At 62.7% G+C, this 15477-nt stretch carries 18 protein-coding genes; 8 read left to right on the forward strand and 10 right to left on the reverse strand.

Features of this window, described 5'->3' with window-relative positions:
* Positions 1–38 precede the first annotated feature (38 nt).
* The 4 genes from ACODSN_RS04185 to ACODSN_RS04200 all read left to right on the forward strand — a co-directional run bounded on the left by ACODSN_RS04185 (position 39) and on the right by ACODSN_RS04200 (position 3529).
* A complete protein-coding gene (locus tag ACODSN_RS04185; RefSeq protein ID WP_489053374.1) occupies positions 39–1400 on the forward strand; it encodes a phosphotransferase family protein in 1362 nt (453 codons plus the stop codon).
* Positions 1397–2530: an epoxide hydrolase family protein gene (locus tag ACODSN_RS04190; protein WP_489053376.1), complete on the forward strand. Its 1134-nt coding sequence runs from the start codon at positions 1397–1399 to the stop codon at positions 2528–2530. Before ACODSN_RS04185 ends, ACODSN_RS04190 begins: the two co-directional genes overlap by 4 nt.
* 124 nt (positions 2531–2654) lie before the next feature.
* The gene (locus tag ACODSN_RS04195; RefSeq protein ID WP_489053377.1) at positions 2655–3188 is read left to right on the forward strand and encodes a MarR family winged helix-turn-helix transcriptional regulator; all 534 of its coding nucleotides are present in this window, start codon (positions 2655–2657) and stop codon (positions 3186–3188) included.
* 38 nt (positions 3189–3226) lie between these two features.
* The gene (locus ACODSN_RS04200; protein ID WP_489053378.1) at positions 3227–3529 is read left to right on the forward strand and encodes a YciI family protein; all 303 of its coding nucleotides are present in this window, start codon (positions 3227–3229) and stop codon (positions 3527–3529) included.
* A gap of 21 nt (positions 3530–3550) precedes the next feature.
* On the opposite strand, the gene ACODSN_RS04205 is transcribed toward ACODSN_RS04200, so the two are convergent.
* From ACODSN_RS04205 to ACODSN_RS04215, 3 genes are all read right to left on the reverse strand, one after another.
* A complete protein-coding gene (locus ACODSN_RS04205; RefSeq protein ID WP_489053379.1) occupies positions 3551–4579 on the reverse strand; it encodes an NADP-dependent oxidoreductase in 1029 nt (342 codons plus the stop codon).
* Between the two features lie 65 nt (positions 4580–4644).
* Positions 4645–5046 carry a putative quinol monooxygenase gene (locus tag ACODSN_RS04210; RefSeq protein ID WP_489053381.1) on the reverse strand — a complete coding sequence of 134 codons (402 nt, stop codon included), beginning with the start codon at positions 5044–5046 and terminating at the stop codon, positions 4645–4647.
* Positions 5043–6458, reverse strand: coding sequence for an aromatic ring-hydroxylating oxygenase subunit alpha (locus tag ACODSN_RS04215; protein WP_489053383.1), 1416 nt, complete (start codon positions 6456–6458; stop codon positions 5043–5045). Before ACODSN_RS04215 ends, ACODSN_RS04210 begins: the two co-directional genes overlap by 4 nt.
* Positions 6459–6651: 193 nt before the next feature.
* Between ACODSN_RS04215 and ACODSN_RS04220 the strand changes: the two genes are divergently transcribed.
* Positions 6652–7521 carry a MaoC/PaaZ C-terminal domain-containing protein gene (locus ACODSN_RS04220; protein ID WP_489053385.1) on the forward strand — a complete coding sequence of 290 codons (870 nt, stop codon included), beginning with the start codon at positions 6652–6654 and terminating at the stop codon, positions 7519–7521.
* A complete protein-coding gene (locus tag ACODSN_RS04225) occupies positions 7518–8159 on the forward strand; it encodes a hypothetical protein (RefSeq protein WP_489053386.1) in 642 nt (213 codons plus the stop codon). The genes ACODSN_RS04220 and ACODSN_RS04225 overlap by 4 nt, the downstream gene beginning before the upstream one ends.
* A gap of 39 nt (positions 8160–8198) precedes the next feature.
* On the opposite strand, the gene ACODSN_RS04230 is transcribed toward ACODSN_RS04225, so the two are convergent.
* From ACODSN_RS04230 to ACODSN_RS04250, 5 genes are all read right to left on the reverse strand, one after another.
* Complete coding sequence (locus ACODSN_RS04230; RefSeq protein WP_489053387.1) at positions 8199–8981, reverse strand: SDR family oxidoreductase; 783 nt, start codon at positions 8979–8981, stop codon at positions 8199–8201.
* A 30-nt stretch (positions 8982–9011) separates the two neighbouring features.
* Complete coding sequence (locus ACODSN_RS04235) at positions 9012–9323, reverse strand: NIPSNAP family protein (protein ID WP_489053389.1); 312 nt, start codon at positions 9321–9323, stop codon at positions 9012–9014.
* Between the two features lie 38 nt (positions 9324–9361).
* Entirely contained in the window at positions 9362–10978 is a 1617-nt protein-coding gene (locus tag ACODSN_RS04240) for a class I adenylate-forming enzyme family protein (protein ID WP_489053390.1), read from the reverse strand.
* Entirely contained in the window at positions 10965–11897 is a 933-nt protein-coding gene (gene kce, locus ACODSN_RS04245; protein WP_489053392.1) for a 3,5-dioxohexanoate:acetyl-CoA acetone transferase, read from the reverse strand. The genes ACODSN_RS04240 and kce overlap by 14 nt, the downstream gene beginning before the upstream one ends.
* 75 nt (positions 11898–11972) lie before the next feature.
* Positions 11973–12155, reverse strand: coding sequence for a biotin/lipoyl-containing protein (locus ACODSN_RS04250; protein WP_489053394.1), 183 nt, complete (start codon positions 12153–12155; stop codon positions 11973–11975).
* Positions 12156–12458: 303 nt separating this feature from the next.
* On the opposite strand from ACODSN_RS04250, the gene ACODSN_RS04255 reads away from it, so the two are divergent.
* Entirely contained in the window at positions 12459–13292 is an 834-nt protein-coding gene (locus ACODSN_RS04255) for an SDR family NAD(P)-dependent oxidoreductase (protein WP_489053395.1), read from the forward strand.
* Positions 13293–13334: 42 nt separating this feature from the next.
* Here the strand turns inward: ACODSN_RS04255 and ACODSN_RS04260 are convergent, their stop codons facing one another.
* Both ACODSN_RS04260 and ACODSN_RS04265 read right to left on the reverse strand, forming a co-directional pair.
* A complete protein-coding gene (locus ACODSN_RS04260; RefSeq protein WP_489053397.1) occupies positions 13335–14342 on the reverse strand; it encodes a DUF7064 domain-containing protein in 1008 nt (335 codons plus the stop codon).
* Positions 14343–14482: 140 nt separating this feature from the next.
* On the reverse strand, positions 14483–14779 hold the full coding sequence (locus tag ACODSN_RS04265; RefSeq protein ID WP_489053399.1) for a Rieske (2Fe-2S) protein: 297 nt from the start codon (positions 14777–14779) through the stop codon (positions 14483–14485).
* Between the two features lie 185 nt (positions 14780–14964).
* Here ACODSN_RS04265 and ACODSN_RS04270 point away from each other — a divergent pair, with 185 nt between their 5' ends.
* The gene (locus tag ACODSN_RS04270; RefSeq protein ID WP_489053400.1) at positions 14965–15465 is read left to right on the forward strand and encodes a hypothetical protein; all 501 of its coding nucleotides are present in this window, start codon (positions 14965–14967) and stop codon (positions 15463–15465) included.
* The last annotated feature ends 12 nt before the right edge of the window (positions 15466–15477 follow it).

A 15477-nucleotide genomic window follows, 5' to 3' on the forward strand; every position in this document is an offset into this window, starting at 1 on the left:
TGTCGAATGCCCGATATATATGGAGCGTCGCGACCGCAATGCGCAGCCGTGTCCGTCCGCATGTGACGGACAATGCGGCGCGCGATGCGCTCGACAATGGCATTCGTGTGCTGACCACCATGGCCAACGCGCTGGAGCCGGGGCCGGACGTTCCCGCCGCCTTTGCGACCGAGGGGGCGCTCGCCGATACCGACCGGCTCGGCGGGCCACCGGAAAATGTCGCCGCCTGGCGCTCGACCGGCCCGGCCATCGCTCGTCTTGCGGGGGAACTGGACCAAGGCGCGAAACCGTCCGCGCTGCTGGACGCCGTGCGCTGGGAAAAGACGCTGCTCGACCAGGCGATCGCGCGGATCGATGCGGTCGAACGGGCGGCGCCGGTGGAAGAGGGCGCGGGCGGCGACAATATCGATCCACTGCGCTTGCAGGCCTATCTGCGCCAGCGCCCCGGATGCGCCGATGTGGACGTCACCGCCTTTCGCCTGATCGTCGGCGGCCGGTCGCGCCAGACCGCGCTCTTTTCCATAACGGGCGGACAGGATCTGCCGGCCGACATGGTCATTCAGCGTGGCATTCCGGGACAGGTCGTCGCCTCGGTCTTCCTCGACGAGGTCAGGCAGTTCGATCTGCTCGAACAACTCTTTGCGGTGGGCATGCAGGTGCCGCGGCCGATATTGGTCGAACAGGATGTCAACTGGCTCGACGCTGCGTTCATGCTGGTGGAACAGGCCCCCGGATCGCCGGTTCAGCCCGATTACTGGCTGCCCGCGACAAGCGAGCCGGTCGTGCTCGACCTGGCCCGCCAGATGGCGCTGTTGCACGCCCAGCCCGTCGAAACCGTGGGCCGGAGCCTGCCGCAGGCGCGCGAGCGCTATGATACGCAAAGCTGGCGCGAGGAGATTGAGGGTTTCGCCGCGGCCTGGCACGACCGCGCTCATTGGCCCTCGATCAACATCTCCGCTGCCATCGCCTGGCTCCGCGACAATGTGGAATGTATCGACGATCGCCGGACTATCGTGCATAATGACATGATATTCCACAATATATTATCGCAGGACGATCGCATCACGGCGGTGCTCGACTGGGAACAGAGCGCCATTGGGCATCCTGGCGAGGATCTGGGCTATTGCTTCCCCGTCGTGATAGCGGTCACCGACTGGGCCAAGTTCATGGAAGCATATCGTGCCGCCGGCGGCGCGGACGTAACGCAGCGGCAGATCCAGTTTTTCGCGCTTCGGGCCGGCCTGCGCCTCATGGGTCTGGTCGTGGCCGGCGGGCGGGATTCGTTCGAAGGCGGGCTGAGCGACGATGTGCTGGTGGCGAGCGCCGGCGCGCATTTCAGCCAGCGCCTGATGCATCGCATCGCCATCGTGCTTGATTCGGTCCTGAAGGACGCGGCGTGACCGATATCAGGCCCTTCACCCTTGCGATCGATCAGGGCGAGCTGGACGACCTGAACCGGCGGATCGACCAGACGCGCTGGCCCGAGCGCGAGACGGTGGATGGCTGGGAACAGGGCATGCCGACCGACCGGCTGCGTCGCCTCGTCGATTATTGGCGCAACGGCTATGACTGGCGGCGGTGCGAAGCGATGCTGAACGGTTTTGGCCAGTACAAGACGCAGATCAATGCTATCGACGTCCATTTCCTGCATATCCGATCGCGCCACGCCAACGCCATGCCGCTGCTGCTGACCCATGGCTGGCCGGGGTCGGTCATCGAGTTTCACAAGGTTATCGGCCCCTTGAGCGACCCGGTTGCCTTTGGCGGGGACGCGGCAGACGCCTTTCACCTCGTCGTGCCGTCGCTGCCCGGCTATGGTTTTTCGGGCAAGCCCGCGCATAGCGGCGTTGGCGTGGAGACGGTCGCGCGGATGTGGGCGGAACTCATGCAACGGCTCGGCTATGACCGCTATGTCGCGCAGGGCGGCGACTGGGGATCGGCGGTCACGGTGTCGCTCGGCGTGCAGGCTCCCCCCGGACTCGCGGGTGTGCATCTCAACATGATCACGGTCATGCCGCCCGATCTGGGCAGCGACCTCGACGCGCGGGAAAAGTCCGCTGTCGCCAAAGCGAAGCATTTCGCCGATGTGGAATCGGCCTATGCCCGGCTTCAGGCGACGCGCCCGCAAACGATCGGCTATCTGCTCGCGGATTCGCCCGTGGGGCAGGCCGGCTGGATCTACGAAAAGCTGCGCACATGGTCCGACTGCGACGGCGAGGTGGAGACAATCTTCACCGACGACGAGGTGCTCGATAACATCATGCTCTACTGGCTCACCAACAGCGGCGCGTCTTCGGCGCGGTTATATTGGGAAAGCATGGGCAGCTTTCGCCCGCACAGGATCGACCTTCCTCTGGGCTATAGCCAGTTTCCGGCCGAGATCATGGCGCCGCCGCGCAAATGGGCGGAAGCGGTGTTCAGCAACATCATCCACTGGAACAGCCTCGACAAGGGCGGGCACTTCGCGGCGTTCGAGCAGCCCGCACTGTTCGTCGACGAAATCAGGACCTGTTTTCGCCAACTCCGCTGATATCGCCATTAGTAAGCTGAGATATCGTACGTCGCCGTAGATTGTTGATGCAATGTCGATTGGGGTGCGGCATGTTCGGGTATCCGCATCCTCGCTTCATGAAGATGGATGAAAGTAACCGACAATGACCGACATCGCTGCTCCGTCGCCGCAGCCCGACCCGGCTCTGGACCTGCCGTCCGCACAGAAATTCACCTTCGGATATATCGTCCATGACGTGTCGCGCATCCGCCGGACCGTCATGGATCTGATCATGCGGCCTTATGGCATCACCCGATCGCAATGGTCGGTGCTGAGTGCGCTGTCGCGCGGTGGCAATAACGGCATGACGCAGGTCGACCTCGCGCGCCTGATGGAGGTCGGCAAGGTCACGGTCGGCGGGCTCGTCGATCGCCTCGAAGCGTCGGGCCAGGTCGAGCGGCGGGCGGACGCCACGGACCGGCGGGCCAAGCGCGTTTTTATCACCGATCAGGGATATGGGGTGATCCGCCTGATGATCGAGGTGTCGGCGGAGGTGAACCAGCGCATCCTGTCGGATTGCACCCCAGAGGAGATCGAGGTGTGCGAGCGCGTGCTGGGCCGCGCCAAAAAGCAGCTCAAGACCATCCTGGCCGAGCAGATGCCGCATCATAATGCGGTTGACGACCCGCTGGCCTGACCGCACATCGTCCGTCCCACTGATAAAGGCAATTATGTATGTTTTTTCTGGTCCTCGCTCCCGACAAGCCCGGCATGCTCGACCGGCGGCTGGAACATCGCCAGCGGCATGTCGATTATTGGGTGGGACAGGGGGATGCGCTCAAGGTCGCGGGCGCGATGCTGAGTGATGATGGTGCGGACGCCACCCCCGTGGGCAGCTCCTTCCTGATCGAGGCGCCGGATGAAGCGGCAGCCCGTGCGCTGCTCGCCGCCGATCCGTTCATGACCGAAGGCGTGTTTTCCGGCGACTTTCAGGTTCAGCCGGTGCGGCCCGCAATCGGCGTGTGGCGCGGGGATTGATCTCCGGCCCGTTCGGGCCCATCAATCCTCGCCGATATAGATCAGCGTCTTGCCCCTGTTTGCTCCGGTGAACAGCGCCTCCAGCGCGCCCACGACATTGGGCAGTCCGGCCTCGACCGTTTCGTCGCGGTCGAGCTGGCCCGCGATCAGCATGTCGCTCAGCTTCTCGACCGCTTCGCTGAAACGATCCGCATGGTCGAAGATGATGAAGCCGCTCCACGTCAAAACGCGCATCAATACTTCACGTTCGTTACGCAGGCCGGTGGGCGGCGGGGTCCAGCCTGGCGTCGCGGCGGTTCCGCACTGAATAATCCGCCCGTTGCGCGCCATGGCGCGGATGGCGGTGTCCAATATCCATCCGCCGGTATTGTCGAAATAGGTATTGAATCCCTCCGGCCGCGCCCTGGCGAGCGTGTCGGCGAGGTTGCCCGTCTTGTAATTATAGGCTTCATGATAGCCGAAGCGATCGATGCAGGCGGCGACCTTCTGATCGCTGCCGGTCAGCCCGACGACATATGCGCCCGCCTGTCGCGCGATCTGGCCGACGACGCTGCCCACGGTTCCGGCGGCGGTCGACACCAGCACCGCCTGACCGGCGGATGGCGGCGCGATGTCGTGGAGCGCGAGCCAGGCGGTGACACCCGGCATGCCCAGCACGCCGGCATAGGTGGACAGCGGCGCACGGGGGGCGGGGATGTGCGAGAGCAGATCGGCGCGGGTGGCGACCGCATAATCCTGCCATCCGAAAAAGCCGTAGACGATTTCGCCAGCCTTGATCTGCGGGTCTTTGCTATCGACCACGACGCCCACCGCCAGCGCCCGCATCGGTGCGCCCACCGGGGTAAGCGCGGGGTTGGCCGCCCATCCGCGCTGCACCGGATCGGCCGACAAATAGAGATTGCGCACGAGGAATGCGCGGTCGCCTGGCGTGGGAACCGGAGCGGTATCAGACGCGAAATCGTCGCGACCGGGGGTGCCGGCGGGCCGGCGAGCCAGGACGATCTGGCGGTTTGCCGAAGGCGTGGTGAAAGCGGGAATGAAATGTGTCATGGAGCCGGTCCAGTTGGTACGCTATATTACCAAATGCTAGGCAGGCTTTGGTCCGGCGTCAATCCTCAAAGAAACACGGCCTGTTCGCGCGCGTCGGTGGGATGGACGGTGGACGGGCCTGCGGGATATATGTCGAAGATCGACCTTTCCCCGTCCAGCCCGCTCAAATATTCCATCGTCATGGGCGCGCTCGAACAGTCGAGCATGGCCCGCACGGCGCTGCGGAAATTCTCATCCTTGCGCAGCTGGCTGACGACCGCTTCGTCCCGGTAGGATTCGATCGCGACGAACTGGTTCGGATCGCGCGCCCAGCCATAATAGACGAAATGCGTCATCACCTCGATCGCGTCGACATGCGCGCGCCACATGCCGTCCCAGATTTCCAGAAACCGGTCGCGACGCGCGGGATCGATCGTCCAGCGGGAAATGAACAGGTTGGGACGGGTGTGGATGCGGCTTTCCGTCATGCCCGTGCCCTTCCCGGTGCCTGAGCGGGATCGTCGCTCAAATAACGGGCGAGCGTCTGGTGCAGATGGCGGATACGCACTTCCTGATAGGCGGAATAGATGATGTCCCTGTCACCGCCGTCGCGCATGCCTGCCTGGCACTGGCGCAGGCCATAGACGTCCTGGTCGTAGATTTCGCCATGCCATGGCGGCAGCACGCCCGCGCCCGCGAAGCTATCGTCTTCGCCAAGGTCTACGACGTTCACCTCCGGCACCAGGCCGCCGTCGCGGGGGTTGGGCTTGAAGATCAGAAATTCGAACGTCGCGCGGTTGACGTCGCCGCGCACCGGCAAGAAGCGATAGACATAAGGATAGCCGAGCGAACGGAAGATGATCATATTGGGAAAGACGGAATATTGTACCGCGTCGGCAGCTTCCGCGTCGGACATGGTCGAATAATCGATACCGTCCGCTTCGCACATGGCCGCGCGCATGCCCGCCGCCATATAATGCCGCGCTTTCATGCCCGCTTCCAGCTCCGGCGGTTCCGTGCCCGCGAACACGAGGGACAGCGCCGCGTTCAATATCTCCTGCTCCGACAGGGCGCGGGGCAACTGATCGCTCATCACGCCTGTCGGTTCGAGGAAGCGGGTGACATGGGGATCGTCGGCCCAGACATCATATTGGGTGCTGGCGTCGCCGCCGAAAGGCAATGCCTGCGCGTGGATGCCGGCCAGATGATAGGATTCGAGAAACGCCTCGACCGCGGTTTTCCAGTTCGCATCGACCGTCTTCTTGATGACCGTCGCCAGATATTTATCCGCATAGGACCAGTCGGCGAAATGGCCCGGCAGATGGCCGAGATAGTCTTCCAGCGGTGGAGCGTCATGGTCGCGGTTGATGAAGACGAAACCCTGCCAGCGTCCGACGCGAGCTTGCGGCAGGTTCATGTCCGCATCCTTGAGGCCCGGAAAATCCCAGCGCGACGGCACATGAGCCAGCGTCCCGTCGAGATTCCAGGTAAAGCCATGGAACGGACAGGATAATTTGGTCACGCTGGTGTCACCGGCGCATAATTTCATGCCGCGATGCAGGCAGCTATTATAATAAGCGCGGATCTCGTCTTGCGCGCTACGCATGATGATGAGGGACGCGCCGGGGCTTTCGTAGACGACGCAGTCGCCGATCTCGGGTATCTGTTCCTCGCGGCAGGCGAATTGCCAGACGCGCGGCCACATCCGCTCTTCTTCGAGCGCGGCGAAGGCGGGGCTGCGATATTCGTCGCGCGACACGCGGGCGACGGGCACGTCGGTCTCGGAATATTCGCGCAGTACGGACGGCGCGGCGACCGGGTCGCCCGCGATCACCTCTTGATAAAGCGGCAGATGGCTGTCCCGATATGCGGGCGCGATTTTCAATTCCGTTCCCATCATCCTTCTCCTCGGATCGCCTGCCCCGTCACGGCGGGTCGTTTGCTGGCCGGATCATAGCTCAGCCTGTCCTTGAGTCAATATCGTATGCTAGCATAGTATTTCAACCGGGCTTGCGCGGAGGAAGATTGCTAGCATATCATGTGGAGAGTAACTATTAATCGGCTACGCGCCGGCGGGGGGAAACGACAGGCACATGGATATCGATAAAATTCGCGGCATGGCGATGGAGCCGATCGTCCACGCCTACGACAAGCGCGATACGATCCTGCACGCGCTGGGGCTGGGATATGGGGCCGATCCGCTGGATGAATCGGAATTGCCGTTCGTCTATGAAAAAGATCTGCGCTGCGTGCCGGCCTTCGCCAATATCCTGTGCCATCCCGGTTTCTGGGCGCAGGACCCGCAATATGGCATCGACTGGGTCAAGATATTGCATGCCGAACAGCATCTGACGATGCACCGGCCGCTACCGGCGACGGGAACGGTACGCGGCGAATATCGTGTGGCGGGCATCGAGGACAAGGGCGAAGGACGCGGCGCTCTGCTGCATCAGGAAAAGGATTTGTTCGACGTGGCTACCGGCGATCATCTCGCCACCGTGCGGTCGACCCTGTTCATGCGCGGCAATGGCGGCGAGGGCGGCTTTGGCGATCCCATGGCGCCCGCGCAGCCGATCGAGGAGCGGACGCCTGACAAGGTTGTCGAGATCGCGACCCTGCCCCGTCAGGCGCTGATCTATCGGCTGAGCGGCGACTGGAATCCGCTGCATGCCGAACCGGAGATCGCGACGCGGGCGGGTTTCGCCAAGCCCATCCTCCACGGGTTATGCACCAAGGGCATCGCCAATCGCGCGATCTTGTCAGCCTATTGCGACAATGACGTCGCCCGCTTCAAATCGATGTTCGTGCGCTTCAGCAAGCCCGTCATGCCCGGCGAGACCATCCGCGTCGAATTTTTCGAAGAAGGCGAGGGTAGTTTGCGGTTCCGCGCGATCGCCGTCGAGCGTGACGATGTCGTGCTCGACCGCTGTTCCGCGAGTGTCGCGTGGGGACAGGAGCGATGAGCGGCAAACGCTGCCTCCTCCTTTATTATTCACTGACCGGGCAGGCCGAAAAGGCGGCCGGGCTGGCGGCGAAGGCGGCGCGCAGGGCGGGATGGGAGCCGGTGCTGTGCCGCATCACCATGCCCGCGCCGCAGGATGCGCTGGTGCGGCCGATGCGGATCGTCGATTCGAAGAAATGGACGCAGGGCGCGCAAAAGGGGCTGACGGTCCCGCTCGCCTATGATCCGCCCGAAGCCATGGCGCATCGCTATGACGCGGTGCTGCTGTTCTCCAACACATGGGGCGATCACCCGAGCGTGCCGATGCGGTCTTTCCTGGAAAGCGCGCAGGGCAAAGCGTTGCTCCACGATAGCGATTTCGGCGTCTATGTGATCTGCCGCCGGTTGTGGCGCAAGAATCTCGACATCGTGCGGACATTGGGGGAAGCGGCCGGCGGTCGGTTCGTGGACGGCGAAGCCTTCATGCATCCGGGCGGGCAGATCGGCAGCCTTATTCAGACGATCAGCTATCTGCACAGGTCCGATTCGGGCTTGCGCCGGCTGTTCGGGCTGCCCCTGCCGCGGTATGGCCTGTCGGACGAAGCGGTCGCCCGCATTCCGGCATTCACATCGCAGCTGTTAAGCAGGATGAGCGCATAGCGCAGGCGGGGGTATCTTGCATGACGGCCATTCTACCGATCACCCGCGCGCGGGATCGGCGAAGGACACGACGGTCAGGCCGCCATCGGTGAACAGTTCGGCCGCGGTCATATAGCTGGAATCCTCGGATGCGAGGAAGACCACGACCTTGCCGAATTCGGCGGGCAGGCCCATCCGCCCCATCGGGATCGCATCGACCAGCGCCCGCACCTGCGGCATGGCCTGCACCTGCGGATTTTCGAGCATTTCGGTGAGATGCGCGCCGGGATGGATCGAATTGACGCGTATATTATCGCCCCTGAGCGCACAATGCACTGCCGTCGTCTTGGTGAGGTTCGCGATGCCCGCCTTGCTCGCGCCGTAGAGCGATGTCGTCGGCAGCGCCATCTTGGTCGAATTGGACGCGACGTTGATGATCGAACCGCCGCCGCTGCGCATCGCCGGCAATACGGCCTTGATGCCCAGGAACGCGCCGATCAGATTGACGTCGAGGATGGCCTGAAACTGTTCGACCGTCGCTTCCTCGATATCGATCGGGATGTTGATGCCGGCATTGTTGACGAGACAGTCGATCCGGCCCTCGGTCGCCATGACGCCATCGACGAGGGTGGTCCAGGATTGCCCGTCGCGCACGTCCAGATGGACATAGCGCGCCCGATGCCCGGCCGCCTGCAAATCGGTCGCCAGCGCCTGGCCCACATCGTCCAGTATGTCGGCGATGACGACGCTCGCACCTTCCGCGCACAGCGCATTGGCAGCACCGCCGCCCAGTCCGCGCGCTCCGCCGGTCACGATCGCGACCTTGTCGTTCAGCCTGCCCATCGGCATCCTCCTATCATGTCGGTTTTGGTTTCAGCCACGCGCCGGCGCATAGGGCGCGTCGGATGCGAAGGAGAGGGTTTCGTTGACAACGGACTTCGCCAGCGCCGCGACGATCTCCGGGAAATCGGGATCGGCCTTGAGCGCTTCGACAGCCGCGAAATAGCTGTTGGCGTCGGGCACCTCCCAGATGTGAGTGACGGTGTTCAGCCGGTCGATCTCGCTGATCATCGCATGCAGCATCCGGCATCCGTTCACCTCCATCTTTTGCCGCACCTTGGGTGCGATGGCCAGGAAATCCAGGACGCCGGCATAGGATAGTTCAAGTCGGGCGATCAGATACATGGGTGTCTCCAGTGGTGGCGAAGGCCAGGGCCGATGGGTCAGCCCTGGTCCCGTTCCACGAAATGCTTGCGAATGAGCGCGCGCTGGACCTTGCCCGACGCGGTGCGTGGCAGGGGGACGCCGGTTTCGAGCCGCCGGGGAATCTTGTACGCCGCCAGCGATTTACGCGCGAAGGCGATGACCTCGTCCGGATCGATGCTGTGGCCCGGCCGGATTTCCAGCGCGGCGGTGACGCCCTCGCCCCATTTGGGATGGGGCAGACCGAACACGGCGCAATCGAGGATGGCAGGATGATCGCGCAGTACGGATTCGACCTCGGCCGGATAGACATTCTCGCCGCCCGACACGATCATGTCCTTGATGCGGTCGGTCAGGAACAGATAGCCTTGCGCGTTCAGCCGCCCGCCATCGCCCGACCGATACCAGCCGTCGATCAGCGCCTCGGCCGTGGCCTGGGGCTTTTTCCAATATTCGATCAGCAGGCTTGGGCCTTTGACCCAGATTTCGCCGGGGGTGTCGACCGGCAGCAATTCGCCTTGCGGATCGCGGATCGCAATCTCGAAACCGGGCAGGGGGTTCCCGACCGAGCGTAGCAGCGCGGAATGGCTCGCATCATGCTGGCGCGGCCCCAATATGGTCATCGTGCCCGAAATCTCGGTCATGCCATAATATTGCAGGAAGCGGCAGCCGAGCCGGTCGACCGATCGTTCCAGCAGCGCCGGGTCCATCGACGCCGCGCCATAATGAATGCCGCGCAGGCTGGGTGCGCGCACGCAGCGCGCGTCCATCTCGCCGATCAGCGCGCGCACCAGCGTCGGCACGATGAAGGTGCGGGTGATGCCATGGTCCAGGCAATTGTCGAGAATGACGGCAGGGTTGGTATCCGCTATCACATGCGCGGTGCCGCCCCGAACCAGCGCGGTGCAGACCCAGGACATGCCACCGATATGAAAGGATGGCAGCGGCGAGAGCAAAATCTCGTCATCACCCCAGTCGTCGAAATGGCCCGACGTGATTTCGATATGGCGGTGGATGCCGAAATTATATTGCGACGTGACGACGCCCTTGGGCCGGCCTGTCGTGCCGCTGGTATAAAGTTGCAGGCAGGGCGCATGCGGATCGAGCGGTTCGCGCGGGGCGGCGCGCGCGGCGGCGATCCGGGCACGCAAGCCCAGCGGCCCGTCATCGTCCACGACCAGGCGCGGCAGGCCGCGGCGGTCGGCCTCATCCAGCAGGTCCGTAAACTCGGCGTCCGCGACAATCAGCGAGACATCGCCGTCCTCCAGCACATAGCCGGTTTCGGGCGCGGTGTTGCGCCAGTTGACCGGCACCATCACCGCCCCGGCGCGCATGGCGCCCAGCAACATGAGGAAGTACAGATCGCTATTCTTGCCGATATAGGCAAAGCGCCCGCCGACGCCGATGCCATGGTCGCGCAGCAGGGTGACGACGGCGTTGCAACCGCGATCGAGCTGCGCATAAGTCCAGCGGTGCGGCCCGAAGACGAGCGCGGTCTTGTCGGGCGATTGCGCGGCAAAGACATTGGCATATTCAGACGGCAGTATGAGGCCGCTATCGTCGAGCGGCAGCCCCCGGGCGAGGGCCATGCCTTCGGCCAGCCCCGCCGACGAAGCGCCGACCTCAGAAGGCGACATTATCGCCGCCCTTGGTCTGCATCATCGCCCGCGCATCATCGGGCGTGGCGACGGTCAGGCTCAGTTCCTCCAATATACGACGGATCTTCACGACCTGAACCGCGTTCGACGTCGCCATCTGCCCCTTGCCGGCGTAGAGACTATCCTCCAGCCCGACGCGAACCGAACCGCCGAGCAGCGCGGATAGGGTCGTCAGCCGCATCTGATGCTTGCCCGCCGCCAGCAGCGAGAAAATGAAATCATCCCCGAACAAGCGATCGGCGGTGGTTTTCATATACATCACATTTTCAGGATCTGCGCCGATCCCGCCCAATATGCCAAATACACCCTGAATGAAGAAAGGCGGCTCGACCAGCTTGCGGTCCACGAAATGGGCGAGATTATAGAGATGCGCGATATCGTAGCATTCAAATTCGAAGCGCGTGCCCTGGTCCGACAATTGGGTCATCGCCTCTTCGATCTGGGCGAAGCTGTTTGACAGGATGAAATCCTTCGTCATGTCCAGATAGGGTTTTTCCCAGTCATGCTGCCATTGCGTGATCTTGGCACCCGCGCTCGAAATGTTGAAGTTCACCGACCCCATGTTCATCGAACAGACTTCGGGTTGGAACATTTTGGCCGGGGCCAGCCGGTCGTCCAGGCTCATGCCAAGCCCGCCGCCGGTCGTGATGTTGAGGATGGCGTCGGTCGACTGTTTGATGCGCGGCAAAAAGGCGCGGAACAGTTCGGGGTCCTGCGAAGGCTGCCCCGTTTCCGGATTGCGCGCATGCAGGTGCAGCATGGCCGCGCCGGCCTGTGCCGCCTCGATCGCGTCGGTGGCGATCTGGTCGGCCGTGATCGGCAGATGCGGCGACATGGTGGGCGTGTGGATCGACCCGGTGATGGCGCAGGTGATGATGACCTTGTCAGTACGCTTCATATGTTTCCGGCGCCTGTCACGCCCCTCCTGTTGGTATATATGGGCGATATGCGCCTTGTTCGATAGCTGACAGCGTCAGACGATCTCCGCGAGGATCGTCCCGACCTCATAGGTTTCGCCGGCGGGTTTCAGAATCTTCAGCGTGCCCGGCGCGGGTGCTTCGACCTCCTTCGTAGACTTGTCGCTTTCCAGCGCGAACAGCGGTTCGCCTTCGTTCATCGAAAATCCAAGCTTTGGCAGAATGACTTCCGTCGCCATATTTCAGTCCTCTGATTCCCCGCGCTCATGCCTCGTCGGGCTTGTCTTGCAAGCATATGGTAATCATGCATACCGATTACGTCCAGCAAATTACGCAAGGGGTGAAGGGGCAATGGAGCGGGAGAAGGAGCACGCAGTGTCTGCGTCGGAGCTGAGGCTCGTCGTGACGGACGGGATGCCCCGTCGCCGCCGCTCCCGCCACATCATGAATGACGGTCGGTGCCGAGCGGACATAATGACGGCTGGACCAGTCCCATAACAGTGCGCTAGCATATGATCCGCATATAAAATGGAGAGGTTGAAATGACGAAAGTCCCCCTATCGCCGCAGATGAAGATCGATCTGAGCGGACAGGTCGCAGTCGTACTCGGCGCATCGGCCGAAGGCGGCACCGGCTGGGACATTGCCGAAACGCTGGCCGCAAACGGGGCCAAGGTCGTGGTCGCGGCGCGCACCCTGCCCGCGCTCGAACGGCTCGCAACGAAGATCGGCGGCACGGCGATCCGCTGCGACGCGGGCGAGGAAGCCGATATCAAGGCGCTCGCAAAGGCGGTGATCGACACCTATGGACGGCTCGACATTGCGGTCAATTCGGCGGGCCTGCCGGTGATGAGCATGATTTCCGACATGACGATCGACCATCTGGAGACTGCCGCCCGCGTCAATTTTTACGGCGCGACCTTCTTCATCAAATATATGGCCGAAGCGATCGGGCAGGACGGGTCGATCATCTTCATCTCATCGATGTCGACCACCCATCCGGTCTTTCCGCACATCGCTTATGCCGCGGCGAAGTCGGCGGCCGACTGCATCGTGCGCTATGCGGGCCTCGAATATGCGGGCCGCAACATCCGGGTGAACTCACTCCTGCCGGGTGCGATCTATTCCGACATGGCCAAGGAGGCCTTTGCCGATCCGGCGTACGCCGCGATATTCGAGCGGGAGATCCCTCTTGGCCGCGTCGGCCTGCCGTCGGATTTTTCAAACGCCGTGCTGTGGCTTGCCGGGCCGTCCTACGTTACCGGCCTCAATTTACAGGTGAATGGCGGCAACCAACTGACGCGCATGCCGCGATTGGATGAATTGCCGGGGGGAGCGGAAGCGTTCGGATCGGGCAAGCCGCTCGGCGATCGCTGACCGGGGAGGGGGACCCGCCGCGCTACGGGTCCCCGGCCTGCCTCATGCCTCCGGGGCGATCCGCCCGTTCACCGTCCGCTCGTAACAGCCATAACCGTCGATCGATCCGTTGAGACGCAGCTTCACCGACTGTTCCAGCAGCACCAGCGTCGGCTCGTCCGTATCGGACGGGTAGACGCCGACATATTGGTCGTTGGGCGAAGTCAGCGAGGAATAGGAATTGCTGGTATAGGCCACAGTTTCGATATCGAGTCGGCCGTTTTCATAAATGATGCTGAAAGCAATCGGCTCTTCATCGCGGGTCGCGTCATCGCAGCGCCAGCCCATTTCCAGCCTGGCCTCGAAGAGCCTGTCGCCCTCATAGACCACCGCTTCGGAGAAAACGACCTTGCCGTCGCCGCGCGTCATCGCGTCGAACAGCAGGAAGCGGATGCCATTTTCGAAATAGCCCTGATGCCATTGATGATTGAGCAGGTCCTTATTATCGCGCGGGCCGAGGCTGTGATCGCGGTTGGCGATGGTGTCGATGTCGAACCTGTCCGTGCCGACCTGAAGCCATCCGGTGACATGGCCGATCTGTTCGATATGGCCCGCCGGCAGGAAGTCCTGAAGCCCGCCGACCTTGTGCATATCCCATATGCCCGCATCGGATTCGAAGGTCAGTTCGAAGGTCATCGGCGTCCGCGATCCTTCCAGCACCAGCCCGTCGCGCATCGACTGGGCCGGCACACGCCTGACGCCGCCCGCATAGCTGTAGGTCAGCTTGCGGCCCGGCTCGATCACGCGGATCGCATAATGCGGCCCGCCCGGACCTTCGACGGCCGAACGTGCATTGCCGATCGCCCGATTGCCGATCACCGTGCCATCGGGCAGGCGGACGTTGGTCGTCTCGCGGAACATGGTCAGGTCCTTGCGCCAGCGGCCAAGGTGCAGCCAGAAACCGACGCCCGCTTTCGGGTCGTCACCTGCGAGCAGGAAATTCTCGCTCCAGTTGGGGGTTGCTGGAAATTCACCCTTCCAGGGATAATCGTCGACGGGGGGCGTGGGCACGATTCGCTTTCCTCTCACCAGTTCATGACTTGCCGCGTTAAAGACCGCAGATATATCATATGCTGACATACCGTATAACCGGAACGGGCTGGCGCGCCAAGTAGGGAAAGGACAATGGGGCCGAACGTCCCCCTCGTGGATCAAAGGTCCACGACGAGTTCATCCCCGTCAATATATGTGTCGATCAGTTTAAGGCCATTGGCGGTCAGGGGGGAAAGGGACCTGCCATCGTCCAGGCTGAAGCGCGCACCGTGATGCGGGCACATGATGAAATTGCCGCGCACCCGACCGCCTTCCAGCGACAGCATCTGGTGTGGACATATCTCGTCCATGGCCCGGATACCGGCCGGGGCGCGGCATAGCAGGATCCGCTTTCCGGCAATCTCGACGATATGCGACCCGGTGTCGGGAATATCGGACAGGGGAATACGGGCCATGTGCGAAACCTCGTTGATCGACATAAGGTCTGTTGATATACGATATGCTTGATAACCATATATGAACCGTTTGGCGAGAGGGTTCACACGGCTGCCGCCCGTCGAACCTCAAGTCAGCCGGTCTCCGGGGCGCGAGACTGAAATTTTCGGTTCCGGGCTGGACAACCAATGAAGAGAGGGAGCGGATGAGCCATCCTACATATGTGACCGGAGACCATAGCGGCATCGCGTTTCCGGTCAGCTATGCGGTGCTGGAGGAAGGCGGGGCGGCGGCGCTGACGAAGCTGTTCCATGACATCGGCGCGATGGGCGCCGACAATCGCGTGACAGACATTCTCCACTGGAAGGAGTTTTTCGGCGGCGGCATGGGCCGCAAGATCGCGATCGACGTCGCTTATGCGAAGGACGAGGGGCTGCCGACCCGCCTGTTCGCCAAGTTCACCCGCGAATTTGGCGATCCGTTGCGCGAGCTGTTTTCGCCGGTGATGGACCCCGAAGTGCGCTTTGCGCTGTTATCGCGCCGCCCCGGCTTTCCGGTCCGCGTGCCGCGTTGCATGTTCGGCGATTATAGCGCGGACACCAAGACGGGCCTGCTCATCACCGAACGCATTCCCTATGGCACGGAAGGAATCGAACCGGCGCTTGCGCGGCGACAACTACGATGGCCGGTTGAGCGGCGACTATGATGGCCGGTAGGA

Source organism: Sphingobium sp. FG11 (assembly GCF_057809915.1).

Excerpts from the sequence above, each read along its gene's own strand:
- ACODSN_RS04185 (WP_489053374.1), top strand. The coding sequence starts at position 39 with ATGCGCAGCCGTGTCCGTCCGCATGTGACGGACAATGCGGCGCGCGAT.
- ACODSN_RS04195 (WP_489053377.1), top strand. The coding sequence starts at position 2,655 with ATGACCGACATCGCTGCTCCGTCGCCGCAGCCCGACCCGGCTCTGGAC.
- ACODSN_RS04200 (WP_489053378.1), top strand. The coding sequence starts at position 3,227 with ATGTTTTTTCTGGTCCTCGCTCCCGACAAGCCCGGCATGCTCGACCGG.
- ACODSN_RS04205 (WP_489053379.1), bottom strand. The coding sequence starts at position 4,579 with ATGACACATTTCATTCCCGCTTTCACCACGCCTTCGGCAAACCGCCAG.
- ACODSN_RS04210 (WP_489053381.1), bottom strand. The coding sequence starts at position 5,046 with ATGACGGAAAGCCGCATCCACACCCGTCCCAACCTGTTCATTTCCCGC.
- ACODSN_RS04215 (WP_489053383.1), bottom strand. The coding sequence starts at position 6,458 with ATGATGGGAACGGAATTGAAAATCGCGCCCGCATATCGGGACAGCCAT.
- ACODSN_RS04220 (WP_489053385.1), top strand. The coding sequence starts at position 6,652 with ATGGATATCGATAAAATTCGCGGCATGGCGATGGAGCCGATCGTCCAC.
- ACODSN_RS04225 (WP_489053386.1), top strand. The coding sequence starts at position 7,518 with ATGAGCGGCAAACGCTGCCTCCTCCTTTATTATTCACTGACCGGGCAG.
- ACODSN_RS04230 (WP_489053387.1), bottom strand. The coding sequence starts at position 8,981 with ATGGGCAGGCTGAACGACAAGGTCGCGATCGTGACCGGCGGAGCGCGC.
- ACODSN_RS04235 (WP_489053389.1), bottom strand. The coding sequence starts at position 9,323 with ATGTATCTGATCGCCCGACTTGAACTATCCTATGCCGGCGTCCTGGAT.
- ACODSN_RS04240 (WP_489053390.1), bottom strand. The coding sequence starts at position 10,978 with ATGTCGCCTTCTGAGGTCGGCGCTTCGTCGGCGGGGCTGGCCGAAGGC.
- kce (WP_489053392.1), bottom strand. The coding sequence starts at position 11,897 with ATGAAGCGTACTGACAAGGTCATCATCACCTGCGCCATCACCGGGTCG.
- ACODSN_RS04250 (WP_489053394.1), bottom strand. The coding sequence starts at position 12,155 with ATGGCGACGGAAGTCATTCTGCCAAAGCTTGGATTTTCGATGAACGAA.
- ACODSN_RS04255 (WP_489053395.1), top strand. The coding sequence starts at position 12,459 with ATGACGAAAGTCCCCCTATCGCCGCAGATGAAGATCGATCTGAGCGGA.
- ACODSN_RS04265 (WP_489053399.1), bottom strand. The coding sequence starts at position 14,779 with ATGGCCCGTATTCCCCTGTCCGATATTCCCGACACCGGGTCGCATATC.
- ACODSN_RS04270 (WP_489053400.1), top strand. The coding sequence starts at position 14,965 with ATGAGCCATCCTACATATGTGACCGGAGACCATAGCGGCATCGCGTTT.